Annotated in this window: 14 protein-coding genes and 3 pseudogenes; 14 read left to right on the top strand and 3 right to left on the bottom strand. The window is 66.1% G+C overall.

Annotation, left to right across the window (positions count from 1 at the left end):
* The first annotated feature begins 65 nt into the window (after window positions 1-65).
* From A5688_RS03330 to A5688_RS03315, 4 genes are all read left to right on the top strand, one after another.
* Complete coding sequence (locus A5688_RS03330) at window positions 66-1,151, top strand: S-(hydroxymethyl)mycothiol dehydrogenase (protein ID WP_067836596.1); 1,086 nt, start codon at window positions 66-68, stop codon at window positions 1,149-1,151.
* The gene (locus A5688_RS03325) at window positions 1,151-1,774 is read left to right on the top strand and encodes an MBL fold metallo-hydrolase (RefSeq protein ID WP_067836599.1); all 624 of its coding nucleotides are present in this window, start codon (window positions 1,151-1,153) and stop codon (window positions 1,772-1,774) included. Before A5688_RS03330 ends, A5688_RS03325 begins: the two co-directional genes overlap by 1 nt.
* 46 nt (window positions 1,775-1,820) lie before the next feature.
* Complete coding sequence (locus tag A5688_RS03320; protein ID WP_067836602.1) at window positions 1,821-2,927, top strand: SAM-dependent methyltransferase; 1,107 nt, start codon at window positions 1,821-1,823, stop codon at window positions 2,925-2,927.
* 71 nt (window positions 2,928-2,998) lie between these two features.
* A complete protein-coding gene (locus A5688_RS03315; RefSeq protein ID WP_067836605.1) occupies window positions 2,999-3,382 on the top strand; it encodes a hypothetical protein in 384 nt (127 codons plus the stop codon).
* A 26-nt stretch (window positions 3,383-3,408) separates the two neighbouring features.
* Here A5688_RS03315 and A5688_RS03310 read toward each other — a convergent pair whose 3' ends face one another.
* Together A5688_RS03310 and A5688_RS03305 are read right to left on the bottom strand one after the other, a co-directional pair.
* Complete coding sequence (locus tag A5688_RS03310) at window positions 3,409-5,181, bottom strand: Hsp70 family protein (RefSeq protein ID WP_068268050.1); 1,773 nt, start codon at window positions 5,179-5,181, stop codon at window positions 3,409-3,411.
* A gap of 107 nt (window positions 5,182-5,288) precedes the next feature.
* Window positions 5,289-6,374, bottom strand: a complete 1,086-nt coding sequence (locus tag A5688_RS03305; protein WP_067836610.1) for an NAD(P)H-dependent amine dehydrogenase family protein — start codon at window positions 6,372-6,374, stop codon at window positions 5,289-5,291.
* A 131-nt stretch (window positions 6,375-6,505) separates the two neighbouring features.
* Between A5688_RS03305 and A5688_RS03300 the strand changes: the two genes are divergently transcribed.
* The 9 genes and pseudogenes from A5688_RS03300 (at window position 6,506) to A5688_RS03260 (ending at window position 13,672) form a co-directional block, all read left to right on the top strand.
* Entirely contained in the window at window positions 6,506-6,853 is a 348-nt protein-coding gene (locus A5688_RS03300; protein WP_207546588.1) for an MmpS family transport accessory protein, read from the top strand.
* Between the two features lie 30 nt (window positions 6,854-6,883).
* Window positions 6,884-8,191 (top strand): cytochrome P450, encoded by a 1,308-nt coding sequence (locus tag A5688_RS03295; RefSeq protein ID WP_067912439.1) that lies wholly within the window; start codon window positions 6,884-6,886, stop codon window positions 8,189-8,191.
* 237 nt (window positions 8,192-8,428) lie between these two features.
* A pseudogene (locus tag A5688_RS03290) lies at window positions 8,429-8,788 on the top strand (ester cyclase); the annotation flags it as partial.
* Window positions 8,776-9,021 (top strand): annotated as a pseudogene (locus A5688_RS03285) (hypothetical protein); the annotation flags it as partial. The pseudogenes A5688_RS03290 and A5688_RS03285, both read left to right, overlap by 13 nt.
* 86 nt (window positions 9,022-9,107) lie before the next feature.
* The gene (locus tag A5688_RS03280) at window positions 9,108-9,671 is read left to right on the top strand and encodes a sigma-70 family RNA polymerase sigma factor (protein WP_067912442.1); all 564 of its coding nucleotides are present in this window, start codon (window positions 9,108-9,110) and stop codon (window positions 9,669-9,671) included.
* On the top strand, window positions 9,668-10,360 hold the full coding sequence (locus A5688_RS03275; RefSeq protein ID WP_067912445.1) for an anti-sigma factor: 693 nt from the start codon (window positions 9,668-9,670) through the stop codon (window positions 10,358-10,360). The genes A5688_RS03280 and A5688_RS03275 overlap by 4 nt, the downstream gene beginning before the upstream one ends.
* Window positions 10,361-10,580: 220 nt before the next feature.
* The gene (locus A5688_RS03270; protein WP_431602675.1) at window positions 10,581-11,117 is read left to right on the top strand and encodes a fasciclin domain-containing protein; all 537 of its coding nucleotides are present in this window, start codon (window positions 10,581-10,583) and stop codon (window positions 11,115-11,117) included.
* A gap of 97 nt (window positions 11,118-11,214) precedes the next feature.
* Window positions 11,215-12,966, top strand: a complete 1,752-nt coding sequence (locus A5688_RS03265; RefSeq protein WP_067912451.1) for a cytochrome c biogenesis protein DipZ — start codon at window positions 11,215-11,217, stop codon at window positions 12,964-12,966.
* Between the two features lie 172 nt (window positions 12,967-13,138).
* Entirely contained in the window at window positions 13,139-13,672 is a 534-nt protein-coding gene (locus A5688_RS03260; RefSeq protein ID WP_242660333.1) for a fasciclin domain-containing protein, read from the top strand.
* A 47-nt stretch (window positions 13,673-13,719) separates the two neighbouring features.
* On the opposite strand, the gene A5688_RS03255 is transcribed toward A5688_RS03260, so the two are convergent.
* A complete protein-coding gene (locus tag A5688_RS03255; protein WP_067836620.1) occupies window positions 13,720-15,207 on the bottom strand; it encodes a flavin-containing monooxygenase in 1,488 nt (495 codons plus the stop codon).
* Between the two features lie 658 nt (window positions 15,208-15,865).
* On the opposite strand from A5688_RS03255, the pseudogene A5688_RS26620 reads away from it, so the two are divergent.
* A pseudogene (locus tag A5688_RS26620) lies at window positions 15,866-16,042 on the top strand (cutinase family protein); the annotation flags it as partial.

Below are 16,042 nucleotides of genomic sequence, written 5' to 3'. Positions count from 1 at the left end.
CCAACGGTGGATGGGTGGACAACCCGCCGCGAGATGTATGGCGGCGAACGCTTAGGTTGGAGCCCATGAGTCAGACAGTGCGCGGCGTGATTTCACGCAAGAAGGGCGAGCCCGTCGAATTGGTGGACATCGTTGTCCCGGATCCCGGGCCCGGGGAGGCTCTGGTCGACATCATCGCCTGCGGGGTGTGCCACACCGACCTGACCTATCGCGAGGGCGGCATCAACGACGAGTATCCGTTTCTGCTCGGCCACGAGGCCGCCGGCCGGGTCGAGGCCGTCGGCGAAGGCGTGACCGCCGTCGAGCCGGGCGACTTCGTGGTGCTGAACTGGCGCGCGGTGTGCGGGCAGTGCCGAGCGTGCAAGCGGGGCAGGCCGCACCTGTGCTTCGACACCTTCAACGCCACCCAGAAGATGACGCTGACCGACGGCACCGAGCTGACGCCCGCCCTGGGCATCGGGGCGTTCGCCGACAAGACGCTGGTGGCCGCCGGCCAGTGCACCAAGGTCAATCCCGAGGCCGACCCCGCCGTCGCGGGTCTGCTGGGCTGCGGGGTGATGGCCGGGCTGGGCGCGGCGATCAACACCGGCGCCGTCACCCGGGACGACACCGTCGCGGTGATCGGTTGCGGCGGCGTCGGCGACGCCGCGATCGCCGGTGCCGCGCTTGTCGGGGCCCGGCGGATCATCGCGGTGGACACCGACAACACCAAACTGGACTGGGCCCGCAAGTTCGGCGCCACGCACACCGTCAACGCCCGCGAATCCGACGTGGTCGAGACCATTGCCGACCTCACCGACGGGTTCGGCGCCAACGTGGTGATCGACGCGGTGGGCCGGCCCGAAACCTGGAAGCAGGCCTTCTACGCCCGCGATCTCGCTGGAACCGTTGTGCTGGTGGGTGTTCCGACTCCCGACATGCGCCTGGACATGCCGCTGGTGGACTTCTTCAGCCACGGCGGCTCGCTGAAGTCGTCCTGGTACGGCGACTGCCTGCCCGAACGTGACTTCCCCACCCTGATCGACTTGTACCTGCAGGGCCGTCTTCCGCTGGACAAGTTTGTCTCGGAGCGAATTGGGCTAGACGGCATCGAGGAGGCGTTCGAGAAGATGCATGGCGGCAAAGTATTGCGTTCGGTGGTGATGCTCTGATGGTGGTCATAGATCGGGTAGTCACCCACGGCACCTTTGAACTCGACGGCGGCAGTTGGGAAGTCGACAACAACATCTGGCTGATCGGCGACAACTCCAATGTCGTGGTTTTCGACGCCGCACACGACGCGGCGCCCATCATCAAGGCCGTTGACGGCCGCCACGTGGTGGCGGTGGTGTGCACGCACGGCCACAACGACCATGTCACGGTGGCTCCCGAACTCGGCAAGGCGCTCGATGCTCCGGTTCTGCTGCACCCGGCCGACGAAATGTTGTGGCGTATGACCCATCCGGACAAGGACTTTCGCAGCATTTCCGATGGGGACACGTTGAAGATCGATGGCACCGAGCTCACCGCGCTGCACACTCCGGGCCACTCCCCGGGATCGGTGTGCTGGTATGTGCACGACATGGGTGTCGTGTTCAGCGGCGACACGCTGTTCTCCGGCGGCCCCGGGGCGACGGGACGGTCTTACTCCGACTTCCCGACGATCCTCGAGTCCATCTCCGGTCGCCTGGGCAAGCTGCCGGGCGAGACCGTCGTGCACACGGGCCACGGCGACAGCACCACCATCGGCGACGAAATCGTGCACTACGAAGAATGGGTGGCCCGCGGGCACTGATCCTTTCGAGCTGACCGACAACCGGCTCGGCCACTATCGTTGATCCATGCGTCCTGAACCCCGGATGCCCGAATCGAGCATTGTGGTGCGGCCCGAGCCGGTCTACACCGAGGCGACGCGGTTGCGGGCCGCCGGATTGGCGCGGGCGATCGCGGCGTTCGAGCGCGCCGCCGAACAGGCGCTGCTGCCCAAGCCTCCGCAGCCGATCGTGATCGCCGATTACGGCGCCGCCAACGGCTACAACTCGATGAAGCCTCTGTCGGCGGGCATCGCGGTGCTGCGCCGGCGCACCCGCCACGATCACGCAATCCTGGTGGCGCACACCGATGTACCGCACAACGACTTCGCGGCACTGTTCGAGACGGTGGCCGACGACCCGGAAAGCTATCTGCATTCCGACACGGCGACGTTCACCTCGGCGGTCGGCCGGTCGTTTTATGACCAGATCGTGCCGTCCAAGACGGTCAACCTGGGCTGGACGTCGTGGGCAACCCAGTGGTTGAGCCGGACGCCGTGCGAGGTGCCCGATCATGTGCACGTCTCGCGCAGCAAGGACGACGCGGTGCGGTCGGCATACGCCGACCAGGCCGCGTTGGATTGGCATAACTTCGTCGCATTCCGCGGGCGGGAGTTGGCGCCCGAGGGCCGGCTGGTGGCGTTGATGCTGGGCGCCGACGAGGCCGCCGACGACGACTCGGCGGGATTCGGACCGTTGCTCGATGCCGTCGTCGAGGCGCTGGGCGAGCAGGTGCGCGACGGCCTTCTGCGTCCAGATGAGTTGCGGCGCATGACGATTCCGACGTTCGCCCGTTCCGAGAAGGATTTCCGCGCCCCGTTCGCGCCGAAGGGGCGGTTCGAAGGCCTGATGATCGAGCACCTCGAGATGTTCAACGCCGAGGACCGGTTCTGGGCTCGGTACCAGTTAGACCACGACGCAGAGGCTTTCGGCGAACAGTGGGCGGCCTTCGCTCGCGTCGCGCTGTTCCCCTCATTGGTGGCCGGACTCGATGGTGGGCCACACGACGAGCGGGCCGCGCAATTCGTAGAGCGGCTGACGGTAGCGGTCGCCGGGCGTCTGTCAAGCGCGCCTGAGCCGATGCGGATTCCGCAGGCCTTGGTGGTGCTGGTCAAGCGCGACGCGTCGCGCGGATGAGAGTTTTGGCACAACGGCGCAGCGGGTAACCCTTTGCAATCGTCAACCTGCGACTGCAAGGGGGTAGACGCATGAGCGTGCAGGACGATAAAGGTACTGATCAAGCCGATCAAACCGATCAAGCCGGTCAAGAGGATGAGCAGCGGCTAACTGAAAAGCCTGAGCCTGACGAAGACGATAAAAAAGAGGCCGCCAAGATGATGGAGGCCTACGAGGACAAGCCCACGATCGTGCTGCCCGGCACGGGCGGAAGCGTGTCCGGCACCGCGGTCAATGAGTGGTTGGACGAGGACGGCAATCCCAAGCACGAAACGCCCGAGGGCGCGGACGAGTCGAAGAGCGACGACAGCAAGCGTGACGAGAAAGCTCTGCAGGAACAGATCGAGAAGGACAAGGCCCTCAACGAGCAGCTCAGACAGGCCGCCGAGGAGGAGAACAAGGGCGAAAAGGGTTGAGCTGAAGCCGAGTTCGCATTTTGCGCTCAGTGAGCGGGTATCGGGCCTAACGCGCTGATGCCCAAGTTGCCCTCGATCTCCTGAATGATTTGGTTGACCCGGTCGAGTCCGGGAATGGGTTCGTTGACACCCGGGATGGGTGGGATCGGCGGGGCCGCCACCCGATGCGGCGCCCCCGCGGCCGGTGGCGCCGCCTGAGGAGTCGCTTTGGGCGTCGTGGTCATCGGCGTCTCGGTCTCGGCGGGCGGGGTGGTGTCGGAGGTCGACGGCACCGGAACGTCCGGCGGCGGGGCGGGTGCGGCGGTCGCGCTGTTGGGAGCCGGGGGCCTCGTGCTCAAGGCCGGCGGCGGCGTGGTCGCCGATTTGTTCTGCGAACTCAGCCCGATCGCCACGGCGGTTCCCACCAGCAGCACGGCCGCGACGGCGATGATGACGGCCGCGGCCGGCAGCAGATGCCGGCGGGAAAACAGCCCCCCGCGCTTCGAGGTTTCGGGCGCGGCGTCCGAAGCCGACATCGAGCCGGCGTCAGGCGTCGGATCCCCGATCGCGCCGGCGGCGTCGGCCCGCGAGTTGTGACCGGTAGCCGACCAGGCCCGTGCCAGTTCTGCCTGCGTCGGCTCGGCCGGTGGCGCCTGGGCGGTCGCGGTGGCCTCCGGGCGCGGATCCGGCCGCCACGGCGCCCGACCCGTCCCAGTCGCGGGTGCGACGGCTGCGGTGGCGGGAGCGACGGGCGCCGAGAGCGTCGCGCCGGCGTCACCGGGACCGTGCGCCACCCGCAACGCGGCGCCAACCGCCGGCGTGAGCTGCGGGCACGGGGTCGTGGCGACCGGAACGCGAAAATGCCGCGACAGCGCGGTGGTGACGGTCGGCAGGTTCGCCCCGCCGCCCGTCGAAACCACCGCGACGAGATCACGAATCCCGTTGCGCGCCAACGTGTCATCCAGTGCCGTGAGCACGCTGGTCAGTGACGGGCGGATCGCGTCGTCAAGTTCGTGCCGGGTGAGCGGGATCTCGCCGCGCGTCCCGGTCAGCCCGTCGGTCAGCGTGGCCGTCGTGCTCACGGACAGCTGTTCCTTGGCGACCCGGCATGCGCTGCGCAGCCGGCTCAGCGAGCCGATCGCCGCGGTGCCCGTGGGGAACGCACCGGTGGTGGGCATGTTGGCGATGACGACACCCAGCAGCGCCTGGTCCATCAGGTCGCCGGAGAACTCGCGGTGCCGAACGGTCGGGGCCAGCGCCCGGTAGTCGCCGTCGGCGTGCATCAGGGTGATGCTCGTGCCGCTGCCGCCGAAGTCGCAGATGGCCACCGTCCCGCGCGGCGGTATGCCGGGGTTGGTCCGCACGGCGAGCAGCGTCGCCGCGGCGTCGGGGATCAGCAGGATGGGGCGCGCGCGCCGCGACCATTCGGGAATCTCGCTCAGGGCCGCGCCGAGGGCCTCCACCGCGTGCGATTCCCAATGGGCCGGATAGGTGACCGCGACGTTGTCGGGCAGGGCGCGTCCGCCGGTGGCGGCGTAGGCGAGCGCCCGCAGCGAGTCGGCGATCAACACCTCGCTGCGGTGCACCGAGCCGTCGACGGCCACGACGCCACGCGGGTCGCCGACCCGGTTCACGAAGCCGGTGATCACGACGCCGGGTCCCTGCAGTCTGGGGTTCTCGGCGGGGATGCCGATCTCGGCGGGGCGATCCGGGTACAGCGTCAGGACGGGCTTGCGGGTGATGGCGTTGTTGGCGGTGACGGCCGCCAGGTTGGTGGCACCGATCGATAAGCCCAGCGCGGTCCCGACTCCATTGGCCATATCCCGATCCCCGTATCCGCAGCAGCGACTCGCATCCGGCTAGCCGTTATTGTGCCGCCAAAACCTGTATTCCGGGTCAGCGGCGGCTATGCGCCGGCTGTGCGCGCTCAGCGAATGGTGCCTTCGCCGGCGATCAGCGGGAGGTCGAGCGGGGTGACCCAGCCCGGCCGCAGGTCGTTGACCGCAGGAACGGCGTTGAGTGCGCGCAGGCCGGTCGCCAGGCACCCGGCCGCGGCCGCGTCCCGGCCCGAGCCGTCGGTGAACCGGAACGCGGTCTCCTGAGAGATGCTCGGCGTCCCCTCGATGTCCACGCGGTAGACGTCGTTGTCATAACCCGTCGGCCAGTCCGGGGCGGCGTCCAGCCCGATCCGGTTGACGTGCTCGAGCTGGATGCGGGTCTCGCCCTTGTAGACGCCGTTGATGGTGAACCGGACGGCGGCGACGTGGCCCGGTTTGATGACGCCCCGGGCGGAGTTGCGCTCGGTCGGGGTCACCCACTTGTCCCAGGTGGTGGTGATCTCGTCGAGCATGATGCCCGCGGCGTGCGCGATCATCGGGACGGTGGCGCCCCACGCGAAGACCAGCATGTCGCGGTCTTCCAGCATCGGCTTGAATTCGGGTTCGCGGCCGATGCCCATCTCGAATTCGTAGTCGCCCTCGTAGTTGGTGTAGTCCAGCAGCTCGGATGCCCGGACCCGGCGCACCTCGGAGCACAGCCCCATCAGCGTCATCGGGAACAGGTCGTTGGCGAAGCCGGGGTCGATGCCGGTGGTGAAGCAGGACGACTCCCCCAGCTCGCAGGCCTCGGTGATGGGCTGGATCCAGTTCGGCGGGTTGAGGCTCATGGTCGGCCAGACCCACGGGGTCATCGCGGTCGAGCACACATCGATCCCGGCCCGCAGGAAGCGGGTGATCAGCGCGATGTTCTCCTTGGCGTGCATCGCCGTCGGGCCGTAGTGCACCAGCGCGTCGGGTTTCAACGCGATCAGGGCGTCGATGTCGTCGGTGGCGGTGATGCCGACCGGTTCGGGCAGCCCGCAGATCTCGCCGACATCGCGGCCGACCTTGTCGGGGTTGCTCACTCCGACGCCCACCAACTCGAACAACGGATGCTTGACGATCTCGGCGATCACCATCTTGCCGACGAAGCCGGTTCCATAAACCACCACACGCTTTGAGCCGTGTCCCGCCATGCCTTGACGCCACCTTTCCGCCTCCACAGCCCCCGCTTCGGCTTCACATTAAGCGCGCGCGCAGGCGGCATCTAGCCCGGCATGGGCGAAAGAGCTTCCGTGCGCTCGCTCGTGGTGACACGATGCATTTCATGACGAAGCACCTCGCCGGACCTTCGGTCCTGTTGGCCGTCGGTTTCGGGTTCGCCAACGCGTGCGGCGTGGCCCACGCCCTGCCCCAGATGCCGAAGGTCCGCTACGAGATCAACGGGCCCGCCGTCGCCGAGTTCATCTACTACCAAACCGACGCCGGGCAGCTGCATCAGGTGAATGCGCCGCTGCCCTGGTCGACGGAGTTCACCGGGTTCGGCGGCGAGGTGTTCACCATCAGCGCGCAGGGACCGGGCCCGATCTCCTGCAAGATCTTGCTCGACGGCAACGTGGTGAGCGCCGCGACGGCAACCGTCGGCGCGCCCGCCCGAACCGTCTGTACGCACTGACCTAGCATTTTCAGCACGAAGGAGGTCTAGGTGAGCCTCAAGACGGGCCCCAAGAAAGGCCTGGCGCCGCGGACGAACGGGGCGCCACCGCCCGACATTCCGCTCGCCGACGTCCATCTCGAGTCGCTGGACTTCTGGGAATTGGACGACGACGTCCGCGACGGCGCTTTCGCCACCTTGCGCCGCGAGGCGCCGATCTCGTTCTGGCCCGCGATCGAGTACGAGGGATTCGAACCGGGCGAAGGGCATTGGGCGCTGACCAAGCATCACGACGTGCATTTCGCGAGCCGTCACCCGGACATCTTCAGCTCCAGCCCCAACATCACGATCGCCGACAACACGCCGGAGATCAGCGAGTACTTCGGCTCGATGATCGTGCTCGACGATCCGCGCCACCAGCGGCTGCGCTCGATCGTCAGCCGCGCGTTCACCCCGAAAGTGGTGGCGCGCATCGAGGCCTCGGTCCGCGAGCGGGCCCGCCGTCTGGTCGCGTCGCTGATCGCCAACCATCCCGACGGAGAGGCCGAGCTGGTCAGCGAGCTGGCGGGTCCGCTGCCTCTGCAGGTGATTTGCGACATGATGGGCATCCCCGAAGAGGACCATCAACGAATCTTCCACTGGACCAACGTGATTCTCGGGTTCGGCGACCCGGACCTGGCCACCGATTTCGACGAGTTCCTTCAGGTGTCGATGGACATCGGCGCCTACGCCGGCGCGCTGGCCGAGGACCGGCGATCCAATCACCACGACGATCTGACCACCAGCCTGGTGGAGGCCGAGGTCGACGGGGAACGGCTGTCCTCCACGGAGATCGCCTCGTTTTTCATCCTGCTGGTGGTGGCCGGCAACGAGACGACGCGCAATGCGATCAGCCACGGTGTGCTGGCGTTGTCCCGCTATCCCGCCGAGCGCGACAAGTGGTGGTCCAACTTCGACCGCCTGACCCCCACCGCCGTCGAGGAGATCGTGCGGTGGGCGTCCCCGGTGGTCTACATGCGGCGCACCCTGACCCGGGACTTCAAGCTCAGCGGCACCAAGATGAAGGCCGGCGACAAGGCCACGCTCTGGTACAACTCGGCCAATCGCGACGAGTCGGCGTTCGAGAACCCCTGGATGTTCGACGTGGCGCGCACCCCCAATCCGCATTTCGGCTTCGGCGGCGGCGGTGCGCATTTCTGCCTGGGCGCCAACCTGGCTCGTCGTGAAATCAGGGTTGTCTTCGACGAATTGCGTCGCGAGATCCCCGATATCGTGGCGACGGACGAGCCCGCGCGGCTGCTGTCGCAGTTCATTCATGGCATCAAAACGTTGCCGGTGGCCTGGACGCCCCCGCGGTAGCCCCCGGTAGACCTCCGTAGCCCTCGCGGTAGCTCTCGCGATCACCCTCGCGCCGAGTTCGCCTCTGCCCTAAAGGTATACCGCCTTCTCGAATCCGCTAGCGCCCGCGCTAGCTGTTTCGGCGAAGACCTGTGGACCACCCGGAGGCCCTGGTATCAGGAGGCCCTGCCGAGAGGTATGTCGCTTTCCCCAAACTGATAGCGCATGCGCTATCAGTTACGGGATTACGCTGACCCCGTGACCATTCCCGCGTTTCCCGCTGCCGAGGTGCTGGCCGCCCGCCAGAAACTCGTGCTCGACCACTTCCACGACGAGGTCCGTCAAGCCTGGGACGACGTCTTGTCGACGTTCCCGCATCCGCGCTACGAACTGATCCCCCAGATGCTCGTGCACGACGGCGATGTGGCCGTGCGCGACTACTACACATACACCAGGACCGCCTTCCCCGACCAGGACCACGAAATCATCGCGCTGCGCCACAGCGCCGATGCGGTGATCGTCGAATTCTGGTTGATGGGCACCCACCGCGGCTACCTGGGCAAGGTTCCGCCCACGGGCAGCCGGTTCCGCGTCCGGATGACCGCCTACTTCGTCTTTACCTGCGCGCCCCGATGGCCGTCGACGCGGCCATCGCCACCGTCGCCAATCGCGATTGCCGGAGTGGATTAGCGCCGTACACCGGTCAATCCGTTGACAGCGGCCGGTTTTCGATCACCTATCTCATCGACTCGAATCAAGACCGCACCGGCGCCAACCCCACCCCGAGCACCGTCATCTGCCTGCTGCAGGCCGGCAACGGGCAACCGCTGACCGGCTCCGCGCACCACTGAGGCATGACGAAGCCATCCAATCGGTCCCGGGCTACGAATAACCGGAGTGGACCACAGGGCGACGTTCGGCGATAGGCTACCGATCGATGATGCGACCCGCACCGCCGAGCAACGAACTGGACGCGCTGCTGCGCAAGGTGGCGCGCGGCGACCGCGCCGCCTTCGCCGCCGTCTACGACCTCACTAAAAGTCGGGTATACGGACTGATCATGCGGGTGTTGCGCGATGCGGGGTATAGCGAAGAAACCACCCAGGAGGTTTACCTCGAGGTATGGCGACGGGCACCGGAGTACGACTCCGGCAAAGGATCCGCCCTGGCCTGGATGCTGACCATGGCGCACCGGCGGGCTGTCGACCGGGTGCGCACCGAAACAGCGTCGACCGCGCGCGAGTCCCGCTACTTCGCGGCCAACGCCGACCCGCCCTCTGACGTCGTCGCCGAATCGGCGATCACCGGTGACGAGCGTCGCCGGGTGACCGATTGCCTCGGCGCGTTGACCGAAGTGCAACGGGAGTGTATCCAGTTGGCGTACTACGACGGACTCACGTATAGCGAAGTGTCGCAGCGGTTGTCCGCGAACCTGTCGACGATAAAATCACGCATGCGCGATGCACTGCGCGGCCTGCGTAACTGCCTGGAAGTGCCATGACCCAACCAAACGACTTCGAACTGCTCGAGCTGGCGACGCCGTACGCGCTCGATGCCGTGTCGAACGATGAGCGCACCGAAATCGAACGGCGGGTCGCGGCCGCGCCGGCGCCGGTCGCCGCGGCGTTCGAAGACGAGGTTCGTGCCGTCCGCGAGACGCTGGCAGTGGCGTCAGCGGCCACCGCCGCCGAGCCACCGGCGCGGCTGCGGGCCGCCACCCTGGCGGCCGCCACCGGTGGTAAGCGCCAGTTCGGTTGGCGAGCGGCGGCTTTGGCAGCGGCGGCAGCGGTCGTGGTCGGTGCCGTAGCGTTCGGCGTCGGCGTGCTCATGCGGCCGCAGCCCGCATCGACCGTGGCCGAACAAGTCCTGGCTGCCCCCGACGTGCGCACCGTGTCCCGCCCCCTTGCCGACGGAACCGCCACCGTGGTCTTCTCGCACGACCGCAACGCGGGAGTGCTGGTGATGAACAACGTCCCGCCGCCATCTCCGGGCACCGTGTATCAGATGTGGTTGCTGGGCGCCAAGGGCGCGACTTCGGCTGGGACGATGGGCACCGCGGCGGTAAGCCCCTCGACGACCGCGACTCTGGTCAACCTCGGATCGTCGACGGCCCTGGCATTCACGGTCGAACCCGGTGCCGGGTCACCACAACCGACCGGGACGATACTGGCCGAATTGCCCTTGACCTGAAACCCGTCCCTGGCGACGGTGGCTCCGAATAACTCGCGTCCGATCAGAACGCGCGCAAACCGCGCCGTCCGTGATGAAGGAGTAAAACGCGATGATCAACGCTCGGGCCAAAACGATCGCTGCGGCAAGCCTCGCAACGATGGCGATAGTAGGTATCTCGGCCTGTTCGAACAGCAAGTCGGCCTCTGGGCCGACGACCGGTAGCAGCACGGAGACCAGCATGGCGGCGCCGGCAACGACGTCGGTCACGGCCGACCCCGCGGCCGACCTGATCGGAACCGGCTGCGGCGACTACGCCAAGCAGAACCCCACCGGACCCGGGTCGGTAGCGGGGATGGCTCAAGACCCGGTCGCGACGGCCGCGTCCAACAACCCGATGCTGACCACCCTGACCTCGGCGCTGTCGGGCAAGCTGAACCCGAACGTGAACCTGGTCGACACGCTGAACAACGGCCAGTACACGGTCTTCGCACCGACCAACGCCGCGTTCGACAAGCTGCCGGCGGCCACCATCGACAAGCTCAAGACGGACTCGCAGCTGCTGAAGAGCATCCTGACCTATCACGTAGTGCAGGGTCAGCAGAGCCCGAGGAAGGTCGACGGTGACCACACCACCCTGCAGGGCGCCAAGCTGTCCGTGACCGGTCAGGGTAACGGCCTCAAGGTGAACGATGCCGGATTGGTGTGCGGCGGGGTGCACACCGCCAACGCGACGGTGTACATGATCGACACCGTGCTGATGCCGCCGGGCCAGTAAACCCGCGCCCGTCATTGGAGAACAGCCCGGCCTTGGTCGGGCTGTTTTTCTTTGCGGCACTACCAATCCGCGACGGGCTCGGCGGCGAATAGTCTTCGTGTTGACCATCGCGCTGATCGGCTTCGTCGGGGGCCTGCTCACCGGGGTATCGCCGTGCATCCTGCCCGTGCTGCCCGTTGTTTTCTTCGCGGGCGCTCAGACCGTCGGCGATCCTGTTGCCGCACAACCTGTTTCCGGAAGCGGCGTAGACGTCGCGGTCCAGCGGAAGGCCGCGAACGCCGCTCGGCCCTACCTCGTCATCGGCGGACTGGTGCTCAGCTTCAGCGCGGTCACGCTGACCGGTTCGGCGCTGCTGTCGCTGTTGCATCTGCCGCAGGACGCCCTTCGCTGGGTCGCGTTGGTCGCACTCGTGGCGATCGGCCTCGGCCTGATATTTCCGAGGGTCCAGCATCTGTTGGAGCGTCCCTTCGCCGGCATCCCACAAAAGGACTTCGGCGGGCGCGGCGGCGCATTCGGTCTCGGCCTGGCGCTGGGCGTGCTCTATGTCCCTTGCGCCGGACCGGTTCTCGCCGCGATCGTGTTGGCCGGCGCCACGGCTCCCCTTGGTCTGCGTACGGTGGTGCTGACGGGCGCATTCGCGCTGGGTACCGCCGTGCCATTGCTGATCTTCGCGTTGGCCGGCCACCGGGTGGCACAGCGGGTTGGAGCGTTTCGGCGCAGGCAGCGACAGATCCGTATCGCGGCGGGGGTCGTGATGATTCTGCTCGCGGTGGCGCTGGTGTTCAATCTCTCCGCGGCGCTGCAGCGAAGCATCCCGGACTACACCGGCCGGCTGCAGGACACGCTGGCCACCGATCATGGGATCCGGGAGAAGCTGAACCTCGGCGGCATCGTCAACGAGCAGAACGCACAATTGTCCAATTGCAGCAACGGAGCGGCAGAGCTCGAAAGCTGCGGTCCAGCACCGGATCTCAAGGGCATCGACGGCTGGCTGAACACACCCGGTGACCAGCCGATCGGGCTCTCGTCCCTGCGCGGCAAGGTCGTGCTGATCGACTTCTGGGCGTATTCCTGCATCAACTGCCAACGCGCCATCCAGCACGTCGCCAACTGGTACAACACGTACAAGGACCTCGGATTCGAGGTCATCGGGGTACACACCCCGGAGTACGCGTTCGAAAAGGTTCCGGGCAACGTCGCGAAAGGCGCCGCCGACCTGGGCATCAAATACCCGATCGCCCTGGACAACGGCTATGCCACGTGGACGAACTACCGGAACCGCTACTGGCCCGCGGAGTATTTGATCGACGCCACCGGTCGGGTGCGACACATCAAATTCGGCGAGGGCGACTACGACGTCACCGAGCAGTCGATCAGGCAGTTGCTCGTGAGTGCGCAGTCCGGGCTCAAGCTGCCACCGCCCAGAGACGCGAGCCGTTCGACCCCGTCACACGAACAGACCACCCCCGAGACCTATTTCGGCGTGGGCAAGGTCGTCAATTACGGGGGTGGTGGGTTATATGACGAGGGCACAACCGCATTCGACTACCCGCCGACTCTCGCCGCCGACAGCTTCGCACTGAGCGGCCCCTGGTCGTTGGATTACCAAGGCGCGACCGCGGCCGGTAACCAGTCCGGCATCAGGCTGAATTACCGCGCGAGAAGCGTCTACATCGTCATCGGCGGAACGGGAACACTCACGGTCACGCGTGACGGACGATCCGCCGTGGTCCCGATCAGCGGGCCGCCGACGTCGCACCAGATCGTCTCGGACGATCGCCCGCAGTCGGGAACACTCGAGGTCCGCCCCACCGAGGGGCTGCAGGTGTATTCGTTCACGTATGGCTGACTGCAATGCCTTTGATGCCTTTGATGTCTTTGTCGGCAATCCAAAAGCGTTCGGGCTCCGAATCACCGATGTAACCCGGCGGCGAGATCCGCTACCGGCAAGATTGAGGAGGCCAAACACGATGAAAACGCACAAAGCGTCTGTTGCGGCGAAGGGTGTTGCAGCAGCCGCCATGGTCGGTCTTGGACTGGTGACCGCTCCGACCGCGGCGGCGGCCGATCTGGTGGGACCGGGTTGCGGGGATTACGCGGCCGCAAATCCCAGCGGTCCCGCGTCGGTCGACGGGATGTCGCAGGTTCCGGTGGCGCAGGCGGCATCCAACAACCCGATGCTGACCACCCTGACCTCGGCGCTGTCGGGCAAGCTGAACCCGAACGTCAACCTCGTCGACACGTTGAACAACGGCCAGTACACGGTGTTCGCGCCGACCGACGCGGCGTTCAGCAAGCTGCCGGCGCAGACGATCGACCAGCTCAAGACCGATTCGAACATGCTGAAGGGCATCCTGACCTATCACGTGGTGCAGGGTCAGCTGAGCCCCGGACGAGTCGTCGGCTCCCACAAAACTTTGCAAGGCGCGAACGTGACCGTGACGGGCCAGGGCAACGAACTCAGGGTCAACAACGCGGGCGTGGTGTGCGGCGGCGTTCCCACCGCCAACGCGACGGTGTACATGATCGACACGGTGCTGATGCCACCGGCGTAGTGGGTGTCGGTAGTGCCGCGGCGGCGACTACTCGCTCGTCTGAGCGCTCAGGTGAACGAGTAGTCGCTCAGCGGGAAGGTGCGGTTTTCGCGTACCGCGTTGAGTGTGGACGTCGGCCGCAGCAAGGTCGCCTCACCTTTGGGATTGAAATAGTAGGACCGCGACGTCGCACAGTCGCCGTTGTTGAACACCGAGGTTTCCAACAGTTCGGTCACCCGCTCGAGGAATTGCGCGTTGGCTTCCTCGGTCACCTCGAAGGTGGTTGCGCCCCTGCGTTTGACCTCACCGAGCAGCCGGTCCATGTGCCGCATCTGGTATTCGATGGTGTGGAAGAACGAGAACCCGGAGAAGGCAAACGGACTGGCCAGTCCCAAGTAGTTGGGGAAGTAGGGAACCGACACGCCCTGATAGGCCTGAAACCTGGTCTCCCGCCACCACTTTCCTAGGTTGCGCCCTTTGCGGCCGATTACCTCGATGGCCGGGAAGTTGGCCTCCCACAGGTCAAAACCCGTCGCCAGCACCAGCGTGTCGACGACGGTCTTACGCCCGTCCGCCGTAACGATGCCGTCAGCCTCGATCCGCTCGATCGTGTTCGTCTCCAAGTGCACATGAGGCATGGTGAAAGCGCGGTAGAAGTCGTTCGACATGGTGGGCCGCTTGCAGCCGCAGTCGTAGTCCGGTGTCAACTTGGCGCGCAGATCCTTGTCCCGGAGCGTCCGGAACCGGTTGATCTTGGCCAGGTCGGCGAAGGCGATATTCCCCCGCCCCCGGGTCTGCACGAATTTCAGCGCACCGATGACCAAGATGAGTTCCATAACAATGTCGGTCACCCAGCGCAGCGCACGCTGCGTCGCGGGCAGCCGGGCAAACATGCGTTGCACGTTCGGAGAGAACGGGAAATCGGGCTTGGGCAGAATGTGCGCCGCGGTGCGCTGGTAGACGGTCAGGTCCGCGGCCTCTTTGGCCAGCTCGGGAATGACCTGCACCGCGGACGCGCCGGTGCCGATGACCGCGATGCGACGCCCCTCGTAGCTGTACCCGTGATCCCACGCGGTGGTGTGCACCACCTTGCCTTTGAAGCCGGCGATGCCGGGGATGTCCGGCATGCGCGGCTGGGACAGGAACCCCGTCGCGGTGATCAGGAACCGGCAGGTCAGGCTTTCGCCGCCGGCCAGTCCGACCCGCCACACCGCGGCGTCCTCGTCCCACTGCGCGCCCTCGACGGTCGTGTTGAACCGCATGTGGCGGCGCACGTCGTACTTGTCGGCGACGTCCACCGCGTACTGCTTGACCTCAGCGCCCGGCGCGAACAGCCGTGACCACTCAGGATTGGGCTCAAACCAGTACGAATACGTCGTGGACGGGATGTCGACGGCCACGCCTGGGTAATGGTTGACATGCCAGGTGCCACCCAGGTCGTCCTCGCGGTCGAGGATGATGAAGTTGTCAAACCCGAGGCGCTTGAGCTGAATCGCGGCGCCGATGCCGCCGAAACCTGCACCTACGATGATCGCGTCGAACCGGTCCGTGTCCACAGCCTTGCTCCGTGTTACCTGTTTCCGTACTTAACGAATCATAAGCTTTCACTAAGATACGCAACTCTAATAGGGCGCCACGCCGGGCGCATCCGAGCTTTGCCAGTATGTGACCTTGCCGACACACGTGCGGTGATCGTCGACGGGCTATCCGACAAGGTCCTTCGCCCATCACCTGTGCAAACGACCGGACACCGAACAGCCACACCAACCCGGTCGCTATGGGTGCCGTCGGCTTAACTCAGGGCGAGACCGGCACGACACCCAGAATTCTCATCAAGTTGCCGGCCCGGCCGTCGGCATCCTCCGTCAGCGAAGAGGCGCGTCGCGCGCCCGCTGACCGCAATCGTGCCCCGGTTTCCGCGAGTGGTATTGAACGGGACCAAGTTCGGCGGACACGTCGTCGAAACCCGTTCCAGCCGTTGCCATGCCGCCACCCTCCTGACAATGAGCGCCCAATCTGGCACACGCAATTCCGCCTACCCTGAATGGACAACACCAAACGACGGCTTAAAGTATTTTGGTAGGAAATCCGACACGCGTGGCGTCGGTCCGATCGCGGCGACGCCGCCGCTATCCACCGCCGGTCGCCGCGCCCCGGTATCCAGGAAAAGATGACGCAATAGTTGGCAAGTTGACAGTTTGGGAGGGGACTTGCATGGGCACTTTGGACGCCATGATTGCACGTCACATCGTTCGTTCCCTTGGTCCCGCAGTAGTTATCGCCGCGTCGGGCGTGGCCGCTTCTGCCGTGACTACTTCCGTTATTCCCTCCGCCTCGGCCCAGTGTCCGGACGTGCAAGTGGTGTTCGCCCGCGGCACCGGTGAAGCACAG

The sequence above is a fragment of the Mycobacterium mantenii genome (genome assembly GCF_001667865.1).
In the GTDB taxonomy this organism is placed as follows: domain Bacteria; phylum Actinomycetota; class Actinomycetes; order Mycobacteriales; family Mycobacteriaceae; genus Mycobacterium; species Mycobacterium mantenii_A.
This window is presented reverse-complemented; position numbering and strand designations above follow the sequence as displayed.